The following is a 16,467-nucleotide window of genomic DNA, read 5'->3' as shown; positions in this document are numbered from 1 at the left end:
GGTGTATGAGCGGGGGTTCTGGGTCGATTCCCCTCCGCAATCACAACACCCGCGATACCGTGCTGCACCGCGACGGCATCGGCGTGTCCGTTCGGGCCGGCTTACGCGGGCGCAGCCGGAATGCGGTCGCGTGCCTCCTTCATTTTCCGGTGATACTCCGCGACGCTGTCCAGCTTGATCTGTTCGTATCCCCGGATTTCCTGCGGCATGGCGAGAATGGCCTCGACGCGGTCGGCGTTTTCCGGTGTGGCGAGCGGTACTATTTCCGCGGTGAGTTCCGTGAATTCATCGATCAGTGCTCGCTCGACCTTCCGTACGTGGGCGTAGCCGAAGAAATCTAGCCGGGTGCCCCGGAGCACGCGGCCGCGGCGCAGTATGTGCAGCGCGAGCTTGAACCACGGGCCGAGTGAGAGTTTGGTCTTCAGTCCCATCGCGCGGAACACGGGCGGATGTAGCTTGTAGCGGTAGGTCGCGTCCTCGCCGAACTGCTCGCGCACCGCCCGGTCGAATTCGGGATCCAGGTAGTGGCGTGCCGTCTCGTATTCGTCCTTGTAGGCCATCAGTTTGAACATCGACTCCACGGACGCCGCGGTCAGCGCGCCGGAAGTCCCCAGTGCTCGAGCTTCTCGAGCAGCGGTGTTGTCGACGAACGCGATGAAAGAGAGGGCGTACGCGATATTCTGGTAGTCCGCGAGGTCGGCCGCCAGGAATCCGACACGGTCCTTCAATGCTTCGCTGATACCGTCCAGCCGCATGAGTGCCCGGTGCAATTCGGCCGAGTCGCCGGCTTTTCTGGACTTCGGCGCCCGGGGTTTCGCAGTCGTGCCGGTGTTCGGTTCGAGCACATGCCTGCGCCCGACTGCGATCGCCCTGTGGTTCCCGGCAACCGCCACTCCATTGAGTTCGATTGCCTTCTCGATCGACGCCAGCGGAATCGGCAGGGCACCGGCCTGCAGCGCTATCCCTATGAGCACCATATTGGCCAGCTGGTCGGTCCCGAATTCGCGGTGTGCGATAGCGCGCGCGTCGGCGTACACCGAATCGTCTGCGCGGCTGATTGCGTCGAGAGGTTTCCGGATCGATTCCACCGTGGGAAAGTCGGTGCCCGGGTCGAGGATCATCGATCCGGTGGGCACCTGGGCGGTCGAGATCACCGCGATCGTTCGCCGTCCCGACGCGGCCTTCGAATTCTTTTCGTCGGCCGCGACCAGCAGATCGCAACCGAGGTACAGATCGCATTCACCGTCGGCGAGTTTGTTGGTTCCGGTAATCGGCACGGCCGAGAATTTCAGATCGGAGACGACTGCGCCGCCTTTCTGTGCCAGACCCAATTGATCGAGACCGCGGACATGCAGGCCCGCGAGTGCGCCGGCGGTCGCGAGAATCTGCGCCGCGGTGACCACTCCGGTGCCGCCGACACCGGTGATCCGTACATTGAAGGCCTCGGGGTTCACCTTCGGAGCCGGTTCCGGCAGTTCGGGCATATCCGGCTCGGCGGTTTTCTTTCGCGCGGAGGTGCCGGGTTCGACAGCCACGAACGACGGGCAGTCGCCGTCGAGGCAGGAGTAGTCCTTATTACAGGATGCCTGATCGATGCGGGTCTTTCGCCCGAACGCGGTCTCGACCGGTTGAACGGACATGCAATTCGACTTCTGCCCACAATCCCCGCAGCCCTCGCACAACCGTTCGTTGATGAAAGCCCGGGTCGACGGCTCCGCGACAAGTCCTCGTTTGCGTTTGCGTCGCAATTCGGTCGCACATTCCTGATCGTGGATGAGCACGGTCACCCCCGGTGTTGCGGCCAGCTTCTCCTGGACCGGGATCAGCTCTGCCCGGTCGAGCACCTTCACCGATCGAGGCAGCTTGACCTTGCGGTACTTCTCGACCCGGTCGGTAGTGATCACGACACGGGAGACCCCTTCGGCCAGCAGTTCCTGGACGATCTGGGGTACGGACATCTTTCCCACAGCCGTCTGTCCGCCGGTCATGGCGACCGCATCGTTGTAGAGCAGCTTGTAGGTGATATTCACCCCGGCGGCCACCGCGGCGCGGATAGCAAGGCTCCCGGAATGGTGGAACGTGCCGTCACCGAGGTTCTGGAACATATGCTTATCGCTCACGAAGGGTTCCATCCCGATCCATGTCGCGCCCTCGCCACCCATTTGGCTGAGGGAGGCGATATCGCCCACGCGGTCTTCGGGCATCAGTTTGGCCAGTGTGTGACAGCCGATACCGGCACCGACCAGCGAACCTTCCGGTACGACAGTGGAGCGGTTGTGGGGGCAGCCCGAGCAGAAGTAGGGGGTGCGGGTAAGCAATGGCAGTGACAGCCGTGCCGGCCGTCGCTCGATATCGGCCGCCCCGATCTGCGCCACGGTGTCCGGCAGCACGGTACGGATGCGTCGTAGCAGTGTCTCGGCCAGTAGTTCGGGCGGCAGGTCGGAGTCCGCGCGAAGGAGCGGGCGGGAATTCTCATCTCGTTTCCCGACTACCCGAGGTGCGCCGGGGGTGCCGTACAGTGCGTCCTTGACGGCCGATTCCACGAACGGCCGTTTCTCCTCGATGACGACGACTTCATCGAGGCCCGTGCAGAAGGTGCGTACGGCATTACGGTCGATCGGATTGATCACGCCCAGTTTGAGGATCCGTATACCGGATCGTTCGAGATCGGCCTGGGTAATCCCGATGCGCTCGAGCGCCTGGAGGGTATCCCGGAAGGGCGCGCCGGCGGTGATCACGCCGAGCTTCGCTCGGCTGTCACCGATAACTCGATTGATCTCGTTGACCTGGACATACCGGGTCGCGAGTTCGTAGCGCTCATACATGAGGCTCTTTTCGAGCCGGGCCAGGTTCGGCTGAAGAAAATCCGCGGAAACCCGATGCGTGAACTCGGTATCGTCGATGACTCGGCTGGGTGAGGTCGTGGCTACTCGTGCGCGGTCGAGTTGCACCGTCGCTGCACCGTCGACGACATTGGTGGCGAGCTTCATCCCGGTCCACAAGCCGGTGAATCGCGACATCGCGATCGCGTGTAATCCGAAGTCGAGGACCTCTTGAGGGTCCGCGGGAACGAAGATCGGCAGGCCGAGCTCCGCCATCGCCGTCTCCGAACTGCTCGGTACTGTCGAGGATTTCGCGATCGAATCGTCGCCGACGAGAACGAGGGCCCCGCCGTTGGATGCGGCCCCGCCGAGATTGGCATGGCGCAGCGCATCGCTTGCCCGGTCCAGCCCCGGCGCCTTGCCGTACCAGACGCCGATAACGCCGTCGTACTCGCAGTTCGGCGAGGCGGAGGCCAGCTGCGAACCCTGCACAGCATTGACCGCCAACTCTTCGTTGACGCCCGGCCGGAAGACGATGTCCTGCTGGTCGAGGAGCTCACGCTGCCGGTTGAGCTCCAGGTCGTAGCCGGCGAGTGGTGAGCCTTCGTAGCCGCTGATCAGGATTCCCGAACGCAGTCCCGCCGCGGTATCGCGGCGGCTCTGTTCCAGCGGAACGCGGACCAGCGCCTGCAGGCCTGTCAGGAACAGCTCTCCATCCGTCATGTTGTATCGGTCGCGCAAGGTGAAATCTCGCGTGTGCAACTCGGGCACAACCGCCTCCTGTCCGCCGGGCCTCGTCGCCCGGATGTCTGGATAACTTTGTGACATTCTTCCGTGGTTTACGATGTGATTCCACGGCGAAAACCGCGAAATATCGGTTCGCGAGACCGCTCGGATTGTGAGAGTTACACAAAAGGAGATTCTGGTGGGCCAAGACTCTTGGGGGCCGGTGATCGACGTTGTCGACTCGGTGCTCCACCGGCTCGACACGATCACCGACGAAGCTGTCGCCCGGATTCGCACCGAACTCGCCGACTTCGCGCTTGTTCCCTACGAAGAACACCGGGAAGCTGTCCGGGAACAACTCCGGCGCAGGCTCATAGCGTTCGGGGAACGGCGAACCTGGAATCAGGACGATCTCGGCGAAGTGCGGGCCCTGGCCCGGCGCCGCGCTCGCCAGGCGATCGCCCTCGACGTGGTCATCAGGGCGTACCACGTCGGTGACAGAGAGCTCTGGCGGCACTTGAGTGCCGCGCCCGGGGAAGTGCAGAAAATGCTGCCGGAACTGGCTTCGCTGATGCTCGAATCACTGCAATCGGTGACATCTACCCTTGCCCTGGCACACGGATCCGAGACCCGTGCCCGTGATCGGATACAGATGGCGGTGTCGCAGCGACTGATCGACCTGCTCAACACCGAAACCCCCGATGCCGAAGCCACCCGGCTGGCGGAGTATCTCGGATTCGACTCCACCCGGCCCTTCGTCGGACTCGCGTACGTCCCGGGAAGCGGAGGATCGGACAGCGCCGCCGAAACCGGACCGCAGTTCGCGGACGAGCTGATCATCGCTCGCGGGGGTATCGGTGCTGTACACGTTCTCGTGATCCAAGCCGATGACAACAGCATTGCCCAGGTGGCGGAGTCGCTCGCGACCGCCGCCTTCCGAGTCGGTGTCGGTTCCGGTCATCCCGGGGTCGCCGGAGCCGCACGGTCCTTGCGGCAGGCTCAGGTCGCCCTGTCCGCGACGTCTGCCCGCAACGCCGTCAGCAGGTTCGGTTCGGATTGGCTGATCAACTGTGTGATGAGCCTGGCCGATCTCCTCGATCACGACGTCTACCACGCCGCCGAGGTCGCCGGCGTACACCCGTCCCTGCGTGAGACAGTCATTGCTTTCGCCGAGGCCGATATGTCGATCACCCACTGTGCGCGACGCAGTCACCTGCACGCCAACACGGTTGTCTACCGCCTCGGCCGCTGGCGCGAACTGACCGGCTGGGACCCCCGCACCTTCACAGGTCTCACCCGGTCGATCGCAGCATGCGCGCTCGCGGACTCCCCGGCGATCCCACCGACGCGCTGACCTCAGCGATCGAACTCGCTGGTGCAGGCGGACTGTGCGGACTGCGGTGATCGACGAGCCGCCCGTCGGATAGCGATCAGGGCTCGAGAATGAGCTTGCCTGTCGATGAGCCACTTTCGAGGAGGCGATGAGCTTCGGCGGCATCGGCCAGTGGCATGGTCTGGATCGGAGGGCCGGTGATCGTGCCCTCGGCGATCCACCCCATCAGTTTCCCCAGAGCGCCGATCGTCACCTCGGGACGCAGCGCAAACCACACGCCCAGGTTGAACCCGGTCAGCGACTGGCCGGGTGCGGGGTCGTAGATCAGCGGAGTGAGGGCGTCGCCGTCGAGGTGATGTCCTTCCAATCCGGTGACCGCTCCGTACGTGATCAGTCGGCCGAAGGGGGCGAGCGCTGCGAGCGTTGTCGGGAGATGCTTCGGGCCGGTCATCTCCAATGCCACGTCGACGCCCTTGCCCTCGGTCAACTCACGAACCTGCTCGGGCCAGTCCGGCCGACGGTAGTCGATGGCGTGGTGCGCGCCTTGGTTCAGGGCGATTTCACGTTTCTCCGGGGTCGACGCACCGGCGATTATCGTCTTGGCGCCGAGAGCTTTTGCGATCTGGACGGCAAAACTACCCACTCCACCGGCCGCGGCCGGGATGAATACAGTCTCCCCTTCCGCGAGTCCGGCCACCTCGGTCAGGATCAGTGTCGCGGTCGCTCCGACAGCCGGCAGGCCGGCCGCCAGGTCGGGATCGATTCCTGGGGGAAGAGGGATCACATTGGCCTGTTGGGTGACTGCCAGCTCCGCGTAACCACCGTTGGAGTACCGCCCGACTGTACCGAATACCGGTGTCCCGACCTCGAGTCCTGCAACATTCTCGCCGACAGCGGCGACAGTGCCGGCCACCTCCATGCCGGGAGTGAACGGCATCGGCGTGGGTTCGGGATACCGATCGCCACGACGACGCGCGACGTCGGCGAAGTTCACCGAGGCCGACCGGACGCGTATCACGACCTCACCGGCCATCGGTACCGGGTCTGGAACTTCGACGTACTTCAGTACATCGGCGGTGCCGGTTTCGGTCATCAGGATTGCCTTCATGGTCGTTCTCCTCTTTGTTCGGCAGTTGGTTTTCGTGGCTGCCGGCGTGGCGAAGAATGCCCCGGGTTTCCAGGTCGGGCATAGAAGAAATGCATAAGGTCAGCCGCTGATCAAGCTCGGGCGTAACCTCCGGATACCGTGCGCGGGCTGCTTGTCACGGACGGTCAGATTCGCATCAGCTGCTCTGCGTTGCGGTGCGCGATCGCGTGGCGCTGATCGTCGTCGAGATCGGCTTGGATCAGGAACTCCGATACATCGTCTCGCACCAGATAGGGGAAGTCTTCGGAGTGAATGATCCGGTCGGCGCCGACTTCGGTCAGCATGTAATTCATCTGATTGTGGGTGTACATACCCGACGGAGTCACCCACACGTGGTCGCGGTAGTAGTCGCGCACTGTGCGTTCGAGGTGGCCGGTTTTCGCGAAGGTTCCGTCGAGGCGATCGAGCCATCCTGCGGCGAACTCGCCCCAGTGGCCGCTGAGGAGCTTGAGCCCGGGGTGACGGTCCAGAGCTCCGGACAGGATCAGCCTGAGTATGTGGATCCCGGCCTCCATATGCCAGCCGAAGGCATGGGTGGCCAAGGTGAATTGGACTGATGCCGGCCAGTTTCCAGAGTAGTAGCCGGCCAACGTCGGATTGTCCGGCATACCGGGATGTACATAGATCGGGAGGTCGACTTCCTCGGCGGCGGTCAGGATCGGGTCGAAGCGCTCGTCGTCCAGAAACCGCCCGCCGCAGGTCCCCGTGACCAGAGTTCCTACGAAGCCGAGCTCGTTCACGCATCGCTTCAGCTCGTCGGCTGCCGCCGCCGGATTGTGAAGGGGGATCGTGGCGAATCCGCGAAACCGGGTCGGGTGCTCTGAAATCTGCTGTGCCAGCCGGTCATTGACCCGACGGCAGAGATCGACGGCCTCGGGGCAGTCCAGGTTGTTCGGGCTGAACGCGCCGTGCGACACGACTTGGATATCGATCCCGGCCTTGTCCATATGGGCAAGGCGCCTACCGCCGAGCTGTTCGGCCGACTCCCGATCGGGCATGAACTCTGCCTGGATGAAGTCGGCGAATCCGTCATCGGGCTCCACCGGCAGCGGTCCCGACAGCGCCCGAACTTCGGCGCTGACCTCAGGGTGGTGGAAGTGTTCTTCGATAGTGATGACGCGCATCGGTTTCATGATTGATAGAGTAATAAAGAAAATAGATTGTGTAAACAACTTTGCTGCGACCGCCCGGTGCAGTCCGAGCCGCCGACGCGATATCGGCTGTGCAATGCTGAGAGTGGCCGAACCTAGGAGGAAAGATCCATGTCAGCTGCATCGTCACGTCGTAACGGTCGAGGCGGCAAACTGGCGAAGTCGGTGGAACCGTCGCAACGGGGCGCTGCTACGCGAGACGTGATTCTGGAGACGGCCATCGACTGCTTCGCGCGCTCCGGTTATGAAGGTACTTCCATGTCGGCCGTGGCGCGGAGTGCCGGTGTTGCCCAGCCGTTGATGCATTACTACTTCGCGTCGAAGGACGAGCTCTGGCGAGCCGCGATCAGCAAGGCGTTCAGCGAGATGCTGGTGCAGCAAAAACTCAACCATGAACTGGAGGAGCTGGATCCCGTCTCGGCGTTGCAGGTCTTGATTCGCCGGCACATCTCCTTCCTTGCCAGGCACCCCAACGTCGCGCCGTTGCTGGCGAGCGAGGCCCAGTTCTCCACCGATAGGGTCAACTGGCTGACCGACACCTATATCGCTCCTTTGGAACAGCATCTGTCCAAGTTGATCGAGCTCGGCCGGCGAGACGGCCGGATCCGCGACGATCTTCCGATTCCGTTCGTGGCCCGCTTCATCGTCGGCAGCGCCTCGGCGTTCTTCATGACGAGTGCCTTGATGGAGCGGATGTACGGTATCGACACAGCCGACCCGGATGCTGTCGAAACGTACACCCGGGTCACGATCGACCTGACGTTGAAGGGTCTTCTGGCTACCGAGCAGGAATGATCAGGACGGCCGCGTAGCTCCGGCATCCGCCGACGGGTGTGCGACGACACGGTTGCTCAACGTTCCGATCCCCTCGACCTCGATATCGATGAGGTCACCGGGCTCGAGGAAACGGCCTGTCGCCGCTCCGACCCCGGCGGGTGTACCTGTGCAGATCAGGTCCCCCGGTAGCAACGTGACCATTCGCGATACCGCCGACACAAGCGTCGGAATATCGAATATCAGATCGCTCGTCCTGCCCTGTTGCCGGATTTCTCCGTTCACTGTGGTCGTCAACCCGATATCGAGCGGTAAGGAAAAGGAGTCCGTCGTCACCACGGCGGGGCCGATCGGCTTGAACGTATCCAGCGCCTTCGAGAATCCGAGGCCCGCCGAGCCCGCTTCCTGGAGTGCGGCCGCCTGTAGATCTCGGGCCGATACATCGTTGACGCAGGTCAGCCCGCCGACGAAGTTCCACGCATCCTCGGCCGGCACGTTGTATGCGGCACGGGCGATCACTACGCCTACCTCTCCTTCGTAATCCACGAAATCCGGTGCCGCCGAGGGCAGGACGATGCGGTCCCCGGGGCCCGTCACCGGTCCACCGTCGACGCAGAAGAACGTCGGCGAGGCCGGAATCTCCGCGCCGGTCTCCGACGCATGAGCGCGGTAGTTCAGGCCGACCACAACGATCCGGCACGGCCTGCCGATCGGGGCCAGCAGTTCGACCTCATCGAACGTGACCTGTGCACGGACGGGCGCCGTCGCGGCCTGCTCGGGGCCTGCTTCGAACAACGCTGCCACGTCCGGGTAGGGCAGGTCGAGTAGCAGTAGGCCGTCGTCGCCGTTGCGCGCGAGTCCTCGAGAAGTTCTGTAGAGGTGCATCTGTTCCCTGTCTTCCAGGCGGTTGGTGATGGGCCGTTTCGTGTGGCGCGTACCCGCTCGGGGTTGACGCCCTGGACAAGCCGTCCTAGTTTGATAGTACTATCAAGAAGAATGATAGGTGCAACAAACCCTGGGGGAGAACAGGAGACCGCAGTGTCACAGGAGGCTTCGCCGCACGCCGCGGAGGCCGAGGCGCCGATCAGTCCGGCACGGCTCGCGCACGTCGTTCTGCGCACGACTCGCTACGAAGAAATGCTCACTTGGTACAAGACGGTGCTGGCTGCCCGCACGACATTCGAGGCGCCGGGTGCGCTGTGCTTCTTGACTTACGACGAGGAGCATCACCGCGTCGCAGTGGCCAATGTGCCGACATTGGCAGAGCGCCCGGCGATGTCCACAGGACTCGAGCACGTTGCCTTCACCTACGCCACACTCGGACACCTCGTGGCGACCTACGAAAGACTCAAAGCGCTGGGAATCGAGCCGTATTGGACGATCAACCACGGGCCGACGATCTCGTTCTACTATCGAGACCCGGACAGCAATCAGATCGAGCTGCAGGTAGACAACTTCTCCACTATCGACGAGACCAACGCCTTCCTTGCCGTGGAATTCCCCAAGAATCCCATCGGTGTAGAGATCGACGCCGATGATTTCGTACGAAGGTTCCACGATGGGGTGCCCGAATCCGAGTTGCGCAAGCGGCCCGACACGGGGGCAGGCGGCTTCGATGCCGTCCGTACGATATGAGGGGCAATCGTATGCGCAACGAATCCGGCCTTGTCGTAGACGATGAAACACGTCGCGCGATCGAAGCTCTATCCACCGAATATTCCTGGCTCGTCGACCATGGACATGCCGACCGAGCAGCGGATCTGTTCACCTCCGACGCGGTCATGTCCGTGGCGGGGAGTGAGGTCAGCGGGATCGTTGCCATTCGCCGGCATCTGGAACAGCGTGCGCGTAGCCAGGACATCCTGTCTCGTCATGTCGTGTCCAATATCCGGCTGACCAGAGAAGCTGCCGGCCAGGTCCGGGGAACAATCATCATGACCATCTACCGGAAAACCGGCGAAGCCGAACGACCGCAGGTGATCATCGGCGATGTCGATGATGTGTACCGACTCGAAACGGACGGACGCTGGCGCCTTGCGCAACGCACGTTGACGCCGGCTTTCGTCGTCGACGGCCGCTGATGTCGGCGGCCGGCGATATATCGATCTACCCATGCCGTTTCGGCGCCCGAAAGGAAGAATGCAGTGCCACGCTGTGATGTACCAGTACTGATCGTCGGCGGCGGTAGTACCGGACTGATGATGTCCATCATGTTGTCGGACTACGGAATCGAGCACATGCTCATCGAGCGCCACGATTCGACCTCGGAGCTTCCCAAAGCTCACTACCTGAATCCGCGCACGATGGAGATATTCCGGCAGTTCGGCATAGCCGACGCCGTGTACGCGCAAGGTATCCCACTGAAAGACATGTCCAAGGTCGAGTGGCGGACAACCCTGACCGGCGCGGGTCCACGCAACGGGAAACAGATATTCGAGATGGAATGCTTCGGTGCCGGCAATTCTACCGCAGAGTACCGGCGCCATTCTGTATGTCCGCCTACCAATCTTCCGCAACTTCGCCTGGAACCGCTGTTGCGAGCCGCCGCAGATGACCGAAATTCCGGAGCAGTGAAATTCGGGCACGAATTACTGAACCTGTCGCACAACGATCAGGGCGTCGAGGCGCTGGTGCACGACCGCGCCGGCGGCGAGGAATACTCGGTACACGCGGACTATGTCGTCGGTGCCGACGGAGGAAAAACCATCGGCCGGCTCCTGGGAATAGGTATGGTCGGTGCGTCCAAGATCTTCGAGACCGTTACCGCGCATATATCCGCGGACCTTTCCCGCTGGTGGAACGAGGGAGTCATCATCTCCCACTTCCTGCCCAGCGGCGGACGTCTGGTCCCGATGGGGCCCTCGTGGGGTCCGAAATCAGAGGAATGGACGGCGCACTTCGCGGTGCTCCCGGGTGAGCCCGTCCCCGACGACGCAGCGATCGTCGGAAAGATCGGTGAGCTGGTCGGTGCCGATATAGACATCTCGGTGAAGAAGATCAGCCACTGGTGGGCCGAATCCGTACTCGCGGAACGTTATCAGGACGGCCGCATTCTTCTCGTCGGCGATTCCGCTCATCGTCTTCCGCCGACGACAGGCCTCGGCCTCAACAGTGGAATCCAAGACGTGCACAATCTCGCCTGGAAACTCGCGGCTGTCCTTCGCGGCCATGCTTCGCCACGCCTCCTGGACAGCTACGGGACAGAACGTCAGCCAGTCGGACTCCGCAACGTCGAGTGGGCCATGTTTGCCGCACAGAACCACCTCGCCATCGACGCCGGATTCGGGCTCATCCCCTTTCCGTTGCCACCCGAAGTGAACGAATTGATCATCGACGGATTCTTCGCCGACGGTCTGGTGGGTGAGGCGCGTCGCTCCCGCTTCCGCACGGTCGCCGAAACGCAGCGCATCGAGTTCAGTGCACAAGAACTCGAGATGGGCTACGACTATGCGACCGGGGCCCTGGTGCCGGACGGGTCCGCACCGACACCAGGTGACCCTCTCGGGCAGGTCTATGCTCCTACGACCCGCCCGGGACACCGGCTTCCCCATTCCTGGCTGGAGCACGCCGGCGAGCGGATTTCGACCCATGACCTCGTCGGCGCCGAGGATGCCGTCGCGCTGATCACGGGGAGCCGGGGCAGTGCGTGGGTCGATGCGGCAACGGAAGTGGCCGAGAAACTGGCCATCACCCTCCCGACAGCTCAAATAGGCATAACGCATCGCGACGTGGACGGGCAATGGAGTGCTGTGCGTGAAATCGAGGAGGACGGTGTGGTTATCGTCCGCCCGGACAATCACGTCGCCTGGCGTAGCCTGTCGAGCAACGAGCAGCCTGTCGCGGCTCTCGCCGCTGCCGTTGAAACGGTCCTCGCGCGGTGACCGACGCGCGCAACCGGGCGTCGGGCGCGGGCGCATCGCGGTGGCGGGTCGACCCGGCCACATCCCGGATTTCGTTCGAAGCCCGCTGGATGTTCGGGGCGCATACGGCGCGCGGAGTTTTCGAGCGATTCGCTGGATGGGCAACACTGCACGACGATGGGTCGCTGGTCGGAGAGCTGACCATGGACCCGTCGAGCGTGAACACTGGCATTCGGCTACGAGACCGCCATCTACAGAACAGGCTATTTCTCGATTCCGGAAACCATCCGGTTATCACTTTCATGTCACGTGACATCCGCCTCGACGGTCCATCGCTTACGGGTGCGGGACACCTCGTGGTCCGCGATCGAGGCGTCGAGGTACCTCTGCGCGGAGCAGTCCGCATCGATGCCGAGCAGTTGACCCTGTCCGGCAGTGCGACTCTGGACGTGCGCCGATTCGGATGGCCCACAGCATTGGGCTACATCGGGCGCTCGCTCGTCGTGGACGGTGCCATATCACTGGAGCGCCATGCGTAACTCCGGCGCGGACACTTCCCGGAAGGCTGCCGTACTCCCGAAGGAGTTCAACAGACCATGAAAACAAGCGCTCTACACCAGCCGAACCATAACGGTCACCTTCTTGTCGAGTCCTTGCGCCGTTATGCGGATTCGCCGATGCTTTCGTCCCGGGCCACCACGCTGTCGGGGCATCGGCTAGGTGAAGAAGTCAGCCGTTATATTCAAGCATCCGAAGCGCTGGGTGCGGGGTCCGAGTCGTCCGTGGCCCTGCTTTCGCGCAATCGTCCTGAGGTTTTGATCGACATCGCCGCCATGCATATTCGCGGCTATCGGCGCGTTGCATTGCATCCGCTCGGCTCCCTGGACGACCACGCCTACATTGTCGAGGACTCCGGTGCCACCGCGCTGATCGTCGACCCCACACCCGAGTACGTGCAGCGCGCGCTGGCCCTGATGGAGCGTGTCGAATCACTGCGCCAGATCTTGACGTTCGGCCCGGTGCCGCCGGAGTTGGCGCACGTCGCGTCAGACATCGTCGGCCACGCGGCGACATTCCGGCCGCAACCGCTGGCTGCGGCCGCATTGCCACCGCATCACGTCACCAGCCTGGTGTACACCGGCGGCACCACCGGGAAGCCGAAGGGCGTCCAGTTGACTGCACAGAGCTATTTCACTATGACGACGATCCAGCTGGCCGAATGGGAGTGGCCCAACCGCCCCCGGTTCCTCGGCTGTACACCTCTTTCGCATGCTGGTGCGGCTTTCGTCACCCCCGTATTGGTGAACGGTGGAACGTTCCTCTTGTTGCCGAAGTTCGACGCGGCCGCCGTGCTGGAAACAATCGAGAAGGAGCGAATAACAGCACTGATGCTCGTCCCGTCGATGATCTACGCGCTGCTGGATCATCCCGATCTCGATAAGCGCGACCTCTCGTCGCTCGAGATCGTCTACTACGGTGCATCCGCGATCAACCCGGCACGGCTGGCGGAGGCGCTCGACCGCTTCGGTCCGAAACTCGCCCAATTCTACGGCCAATCCGAAGCTCCGATGGCGATCACCTACTTGTCCACGACCGAGCACGACGAACAACGGCGCAGCTCCTGCGGCCGGCCGACACAGTTCCTGCGATGCGCCCTGCTGGGCGACGACGGCGAGCCGGTGCGCCGAGGCCAAGTGGGGGAGATCTGTGTAAGCGGTCCGTTGCTCAGTGACGGCTATCGGAATCAGCACGAGATCACCGAGGCCACATTCCGCGATGGTTGGTTGCACACCGGAGATCTCGCTCGCGAAGACCGCGACGGTTACCTGTACATCGTGGACCGAATCAAGGACATGATCGTCACGGGCGGCTTCAATGTCTTCCCGCGGGAGGTGGAGGACATCATCTCGGAACACCCGGCCGTGGAACAGGTCTGTGTCGTCGGAACCCCCGATGACACATGGGGGGAAGCGGTGACCGCGGTGCTCGTGCTCCGCCCGAGCGCTCACCGTGACGACGAGTTCATCCCGGTCCTCAGTTCCGAGCTCCGGGAAACAGTACGAGACCGGAAAGGCCCGGTGCACACGCCGAAGCGTGTAGTGGTGGTCGATTCCATACCGTTGACCGGCTTGGGAAAGCCGGACAAGAAAGCGGTCCGAACAATCCTCGAACACATATCGGCAGCCGAGTAACCAGCTGATCGAGATCACACCATCCCGGCTACTGCCAACGATGACAGGAGTACACATATGACCGCGATCGAGACCACAGCCGGACCGGCCGTTCCCGCCCGGCACTGGATCAACGCAGAATGGACCGAATCTGCCGTTACGGGACAGTCCGTCAATCCGTCGACCGGGGAAGTAGTCGGAGAATTCCGAGACGGAGGTGACGACGAGGCGACCGCCGCCATCGCCGCTGCCGGCGCCGCCTTCGCCGCACAGGAGTGGTCCCGGGACGTAAATCTGCGGGCGCGTGCGATATCTCAGATCGCCGACGGTATCGAAGCGCGGTCTGGGGAACTGGCATCGAGGCTGAGCCAGGAGAACGGCAAACTTCTGTGGCAGGCCGTTTTCGAAGTCGATACCGCGGTTCAGTGGCTGCGTTACAACGCTGCCGCCTGCCTTATCAGCTCTGATATCGGCCGACATGCCGATATCACTACAGACGTCCATTTCCGTTCCAGTCCTGAACCGCTCGGCGTCGCCGGGATCATCACCCCCTGGAACGCCCCGATCACCCTTACCGCGCGGGCGCTGGGCCCAGCGCTGGCCGCAGGATGCACAGCTGTCATCAAGATGCCGGCACAGACAGCCTTGACCAATACTCTTTTCGCGGAAGCCGTCGCGCAAAGCTCGATTCTCCCGGCCGGCGTCGTGAACATATTCACCGAGTCGGGCAGCTCGGGCGCGGAGCTGATGGTGAGTTCTCCGGAGGTGGCGGTAATCAGCTATACGGGCAGCACCTCGGTCGGCCGTAAGATAGTCGAGGCGAGCGCCCCCCGGCTGAAGAGACTCAATCTCGAGCTGGGCGGAAAAACGCCGCTGATACTTCTGGACGACGCGGATCTCGACGCGGCCATTCCCATCGTGGTGTCTGCCGCAACGATGTTGAACGGCCAGTTCTGCGTCACCGGGTCACGGGTACTCGTACACCGCGCTATCGCCGACGAAGTCCGTACCAGGCTCAGCGCGGCACTGGCGGCAGTACAACCGGGTCCGAGCGATGACCCCGCCAGCCAGATCGGTCCGCTGATCGACAGGGCGAGTGCTGTGCGGGTCGACCAGCTGGTCGACGCTGCCCTGGCCCATGCAGTGCCGCTGGTCAGAGGAGGACTCGTTACCGAGGGGCCGTTGGCCGCCGGCGCGTTCTACCGGCCCACCCTACTCGAGGTCGAGCGGCTCGATATCCCCGTGGTTCAAGAGGAAATATTCGGACCGGTGCAGACATTCGAGGTATTCGATTCCGACGCGGAGGCAATTCATCGAGCGGATGCCACCGAGTACGGGCTGGGAGCAGCGATTTTCACCCGGAACTCCGGTCGTGCGCGCGCGATCGGCCGTGAATTGCAGACTGCGGGCGTGTGGATCAACACGTGGGGACTGCTCAACGAGAAGTTCGAGCAGGGGGGATACAAGGCAAGCAGCAACGGAGGGTTCCTCTGTGGTCCACGCGCACTCGAGCAGTTTCAGCAGATCAAGGTGTACGGGGAAGTCACGTCCGTCCAGAGGTGAGGGGAGAGGGCCCTATCCAGATCTCGTCGACAGAGGAACATTCATGACGTCGCAACATTCGCTGTCCGGCCTGACGATTCTCATGTCCGGTGGTAGCCGCGGTATCGGATCGGCCATTGCCGTGCGCGCGGCCTGTGCCGGCGCAAATATTGCTTTCGTCGCCAAGACCGACGTTCCGGATCCACGATTGCCCGGCACCGTCCACACCGCTGCCGCCGCGATCGAGAGCGCCGGTGGCCGAGCACTTCCGATCATCGGCGATATCCGCGACGACGAGACGATCACTCGGGCGGTGACACAGACTGTCGATCGATTCGGCGGTATCGACGTAGTCGTCAACAACGCCTCGGCAATTACGCTGAGCGGCATCGGCGAGCTCTCACTCAAACGCTATGACCTGATGCAGGACATCAATACCCGCGGAACCTTCGCCCTGATCTCGGCGGCGCTGCCACACCTGCTGGAATCCCACCACCCCCATGTGCTGACGCTGTCTCCGCCGTTGAACCCGGATCGCCGCTGGCTCGCCGAGTATGCGCCCTACACTGTCAGCAAATACGGTATGACCATGCTGACCCTCGGGGTCGCCGAGCAATACCATGAGCGGATTGCGGCGAATTGCCTGTGGCCGCGCACCCTGATCGCCACCGCCGCGGTACAGAATGTCGTCGCCGGTGCCGAGGGGATGTGTGCGGCGCGCCGCCCCGAGATAATGGCCGATGCGGCCGCGATCATTCTCGGTCTCACTGCTGCCCAGGCCACGGGGCGGTGCTTCATCGACGAGGACGTTCTCACCGAGGCCGGCATCTCGAACCTGGACCGCTACCTTCACGACGGTGCGACCGCAACGAACCTCGAACCCGATTTGTTTCTCTGACTATCTGAATTGCAGAATGCACCGAGCCAGGGCCGGTGTACCC

The 16,467-nt window shown here is 62.9% G+C and carries 13 protein-coding genes; 9 read left to right on the top strand and 4 right to left on the bottom strand.

From position 1 onward, the window contains the following. Positions 1–101 precede the first annotated feature (101 nt). The gene (locus tag NFL01S_RS13185) at positions 102–3,593 is read right to left on the bottom strand and encodes an indolepyruvate ferredoxin oxidoreductase family protein (protein WP_062974936.1); all 3,492 of its coding nucleotides are present in this window, start codon (positions 3,591–3,593) and stop codon (positions 102–104) included. 154 nt (positions 3,594–3,747) lie between these two features. Here NFL01S_RS13185 and NFL01S_RS13180 point away from each other — a divergent pair, with 154 nt between their 5' ends. After that, positions 3,748–4,902 carry a PucR family transcriptional regulator gene (locus NFL01S_RS13180; RefSeq protein ID WP_157116508.1) on the top strand — a complete coding sequence of 385 codons (1,155 nt, stop codon included), beginning with the start codon at positions 3,748–3,750 and terminating at the stop codon, positions 4,900–4,902. A 76-nt stretch (positions 4,903–4,978) separates the two neighbouring features. Here the strand turns inward: NFL01S_RS13180 and NFL01S_RS13175 are convergent, their stop codons facing one another. Both NFL01S_RS13175 and NFL01S_RS13170 read right to left on the bottom strand, forming a co-directional pair. Beyond that, positions 4,979–5,989 carry a quinone oxidoreductase family protein gene (locus NFL01S_RS13175; RefSeq protein ID WP_062974933.1) on the bottom strand — a complete coding sequence of 337 codons (1,011 nt, stop codon included), beginning with the start codon at positions 5,987–5,989 and terminating at the stop codon, positions 4,979–4,981. A 164-nt stretch (positions 5,990–6,153) separates the two neighbouring features. Further along, the gene (locus tag NFL01S_RS13170) at positions 6,154–7,200 is read right to left on the bottom strand and encodes an amidohydrolase family protein (RefSeq protein WP_245670671.1); all 1,047 of its coding nucleotides are present in this window, start codon (positions 7,198–7,200) and stop codon (positions 6,154–6,156) included. 90 nt (positions 7,201–7,290) lie between these two features. Between NFL01S_RS13170 and NFL01S_RS13165 the strand changes: the two genes are divergently transcribed. Further along, positions 7,291–7,974 (top strand): TetR/AcrR family transcriptional regulator, encoded by a 684-nt coding sequence (locus tag NFL01S_RS13165; protein ID WP_084492653.1) that lies wholly within the window; start codon positions 7,291–7,293, stop codon positions 7,972–7,974. On the opposite strand, the gene NFL01S_RS13160 is transcribed toward NFL01S_RS13165, so the two are convergent. Further along, positions 7,975–8,838 carry a fumarylacetoacetate hydrolase family protein gene (locus NFL01S_RS13160; RefSeq protein ID WP_062974928.1) on the bottom strand — a complete coding sequence of 288 codons (864 nt, stop codon included), beginning with the start codon at positions 8,836–8,838 and terminating at the stop codon, positions 7,975–7,977. Positions 8,839–8,991: 153 nt separating this feature from the next. Between NFL01S_RS13160 and NFL01S_RS13155 the strand changes: the two genes are divergently transcribed. From NFL01S_RS13155 to NFL01S_RS13125, 7 genes are all read left to right on the top strand, one after another. After that, a complete protein-coding gene (locus NFL01S_RS13155; protein WP_062974926.1) occupies positions 8,992–9,588 on the top strand; it encodes a VOC family protein in 597 nt (198 codons plus the stop codon). An 11-nt stretch (positions 9,589–9,599) separates the two neighbouring features. Further along, entirely contained in the window at positions 9,600–10,034 is a 435-nt protein-coding gene (locus NFL01S_RS13150; protein ID WP_062974924.1) for an SgcJ/EcaC family oxidoreductase, read from the top strand. 63 nt (positions 10,035–10,097) lie between these two features. Then, complete coding sequence (locus tag NFL01S_RS13145) at positions 10,098–11,834, top strand: FAD-dependent monooxygenase (protein ID WP_157116505.1); 1,737 nt, start codon at positions 10,098–10,100, stop codon at positions 11,832–11,834. Beyond that, positions 11,831–12,352: a YceI family protein gene (locus tag NFL01S_RS13140; RefSeq protein ID WP_062974922.1), complete on the top strand. Its 522-nt coding sequence runs from the start codon at positions 11,831–11,833 to the stop codon at positions 12,350–12,352. Before NFL01S_RS13145 ends, NFL01S_RS13140 begins: the two co-directional genes overlap by 4 nt. A gap of 57 nt (positions 12,353–12,409) precedes the next feature. Beyond that, a complete protein-coding gene (locus NFL01S_RS13135; protein WP_062974920.1) occupies positions 12,410–14,005 on the top strand; it encodes an AMP-binding protein in 1,596 nt (531 codons plus the stop codon). A 57-nt stretch (positions 14,006–14,062) separates the two neighbouring features. Continuing rightward, on the top strand, positions 14,063–15,547 hold the full coding sequence (locus NFL01S_RS13130; protein WP_062974919.1) for an aldehyde dehydrogenase family protein: 1,485 nt from the start codon (positions 14,063–14,065) through the stop codon (positions 15,545–15,547). Positions 15,548–15,590: 43 nt separating this feature from the next. Further along, positions 15,591–16,424: an SDR family oxidoreductase gene (locus NFL01S_RS13125; RefSeq protein ID WP_062974915.1), complete on the top strand. Its 834-nt coding sequence runs from the start codon at positions 15,591–15,593 to the stop codon at positions 16,422–16,424. Positions 16,425–16,467: the final 43 nt, after the last annotated feature.

It is taken from the genome of Nocardia flavorosea NBRC 108225 (assembly GCF_001613385.1).
GTDB classification, from domain to species: domain Bacteria; phylum Actinomycetota; class Actinomycetes; order Mycobacteriales; family Mycobacteriaceae; genus Nocardia; species Nocardia flavorosea.
Note: the sequence above shows the minus strand (reverse complement) of the source record. Positions and strands in the feature narration are given on the sequence as shown.

Bases quoted from the DNA above. Each gene is read 5' to 3' on its own strand.
- NFL01S_RS13175 (WP_062974933.1), bottom strand. From the start codon at position 5,989: ATGAAGGCAATCCTGATGACCGAAACCGGCACCGCCGATGTACTGAAG.
- NFL01S_RS13125 (WP_062974915.1), top strand. From the start codon at position 15,591: ATGACGTCGCAACATTCGCTGTCCGGCCTGACGATTCTCATGTCCGGT.
- NFL01S_RS13150 (WP_062974924.1), top strand. From the start codon at position 9,600: ATGCGCAACGAATCCGGCCTTGTCGTAGACGATGAAACACGTCGCGCG.
- NFL01S_RS13135 (WP_062974920.1), top strand. From the start codon at position 12,410: ATGAAAACAAGCGCTCTACACCAGCCGAACCATAACGGTCACCTTCTT.
- NFL01S_RS13160 (WP_062974928.1), bottom strand. From the start codon at position 8,838: ATGCACCTCTACAGAACTTCTCGAGGACTCGCGCGCAACGGCGACGAC.
- NFL01S_RS13130 (WP_062974919.1), top strand. From the start codon at position 14,063: ATGACCGCGATCGAGACCACAGCCGGACCGGCCGTTCCCGCCCGGCAC.
- NFL01S_RS13165 (WP_084492653.1), top strand. From the start codon at position 7,291: ATGTCAGCTGCATCGTCACGTCGTAACGGTCGAGGCGGCAAACTGGCG.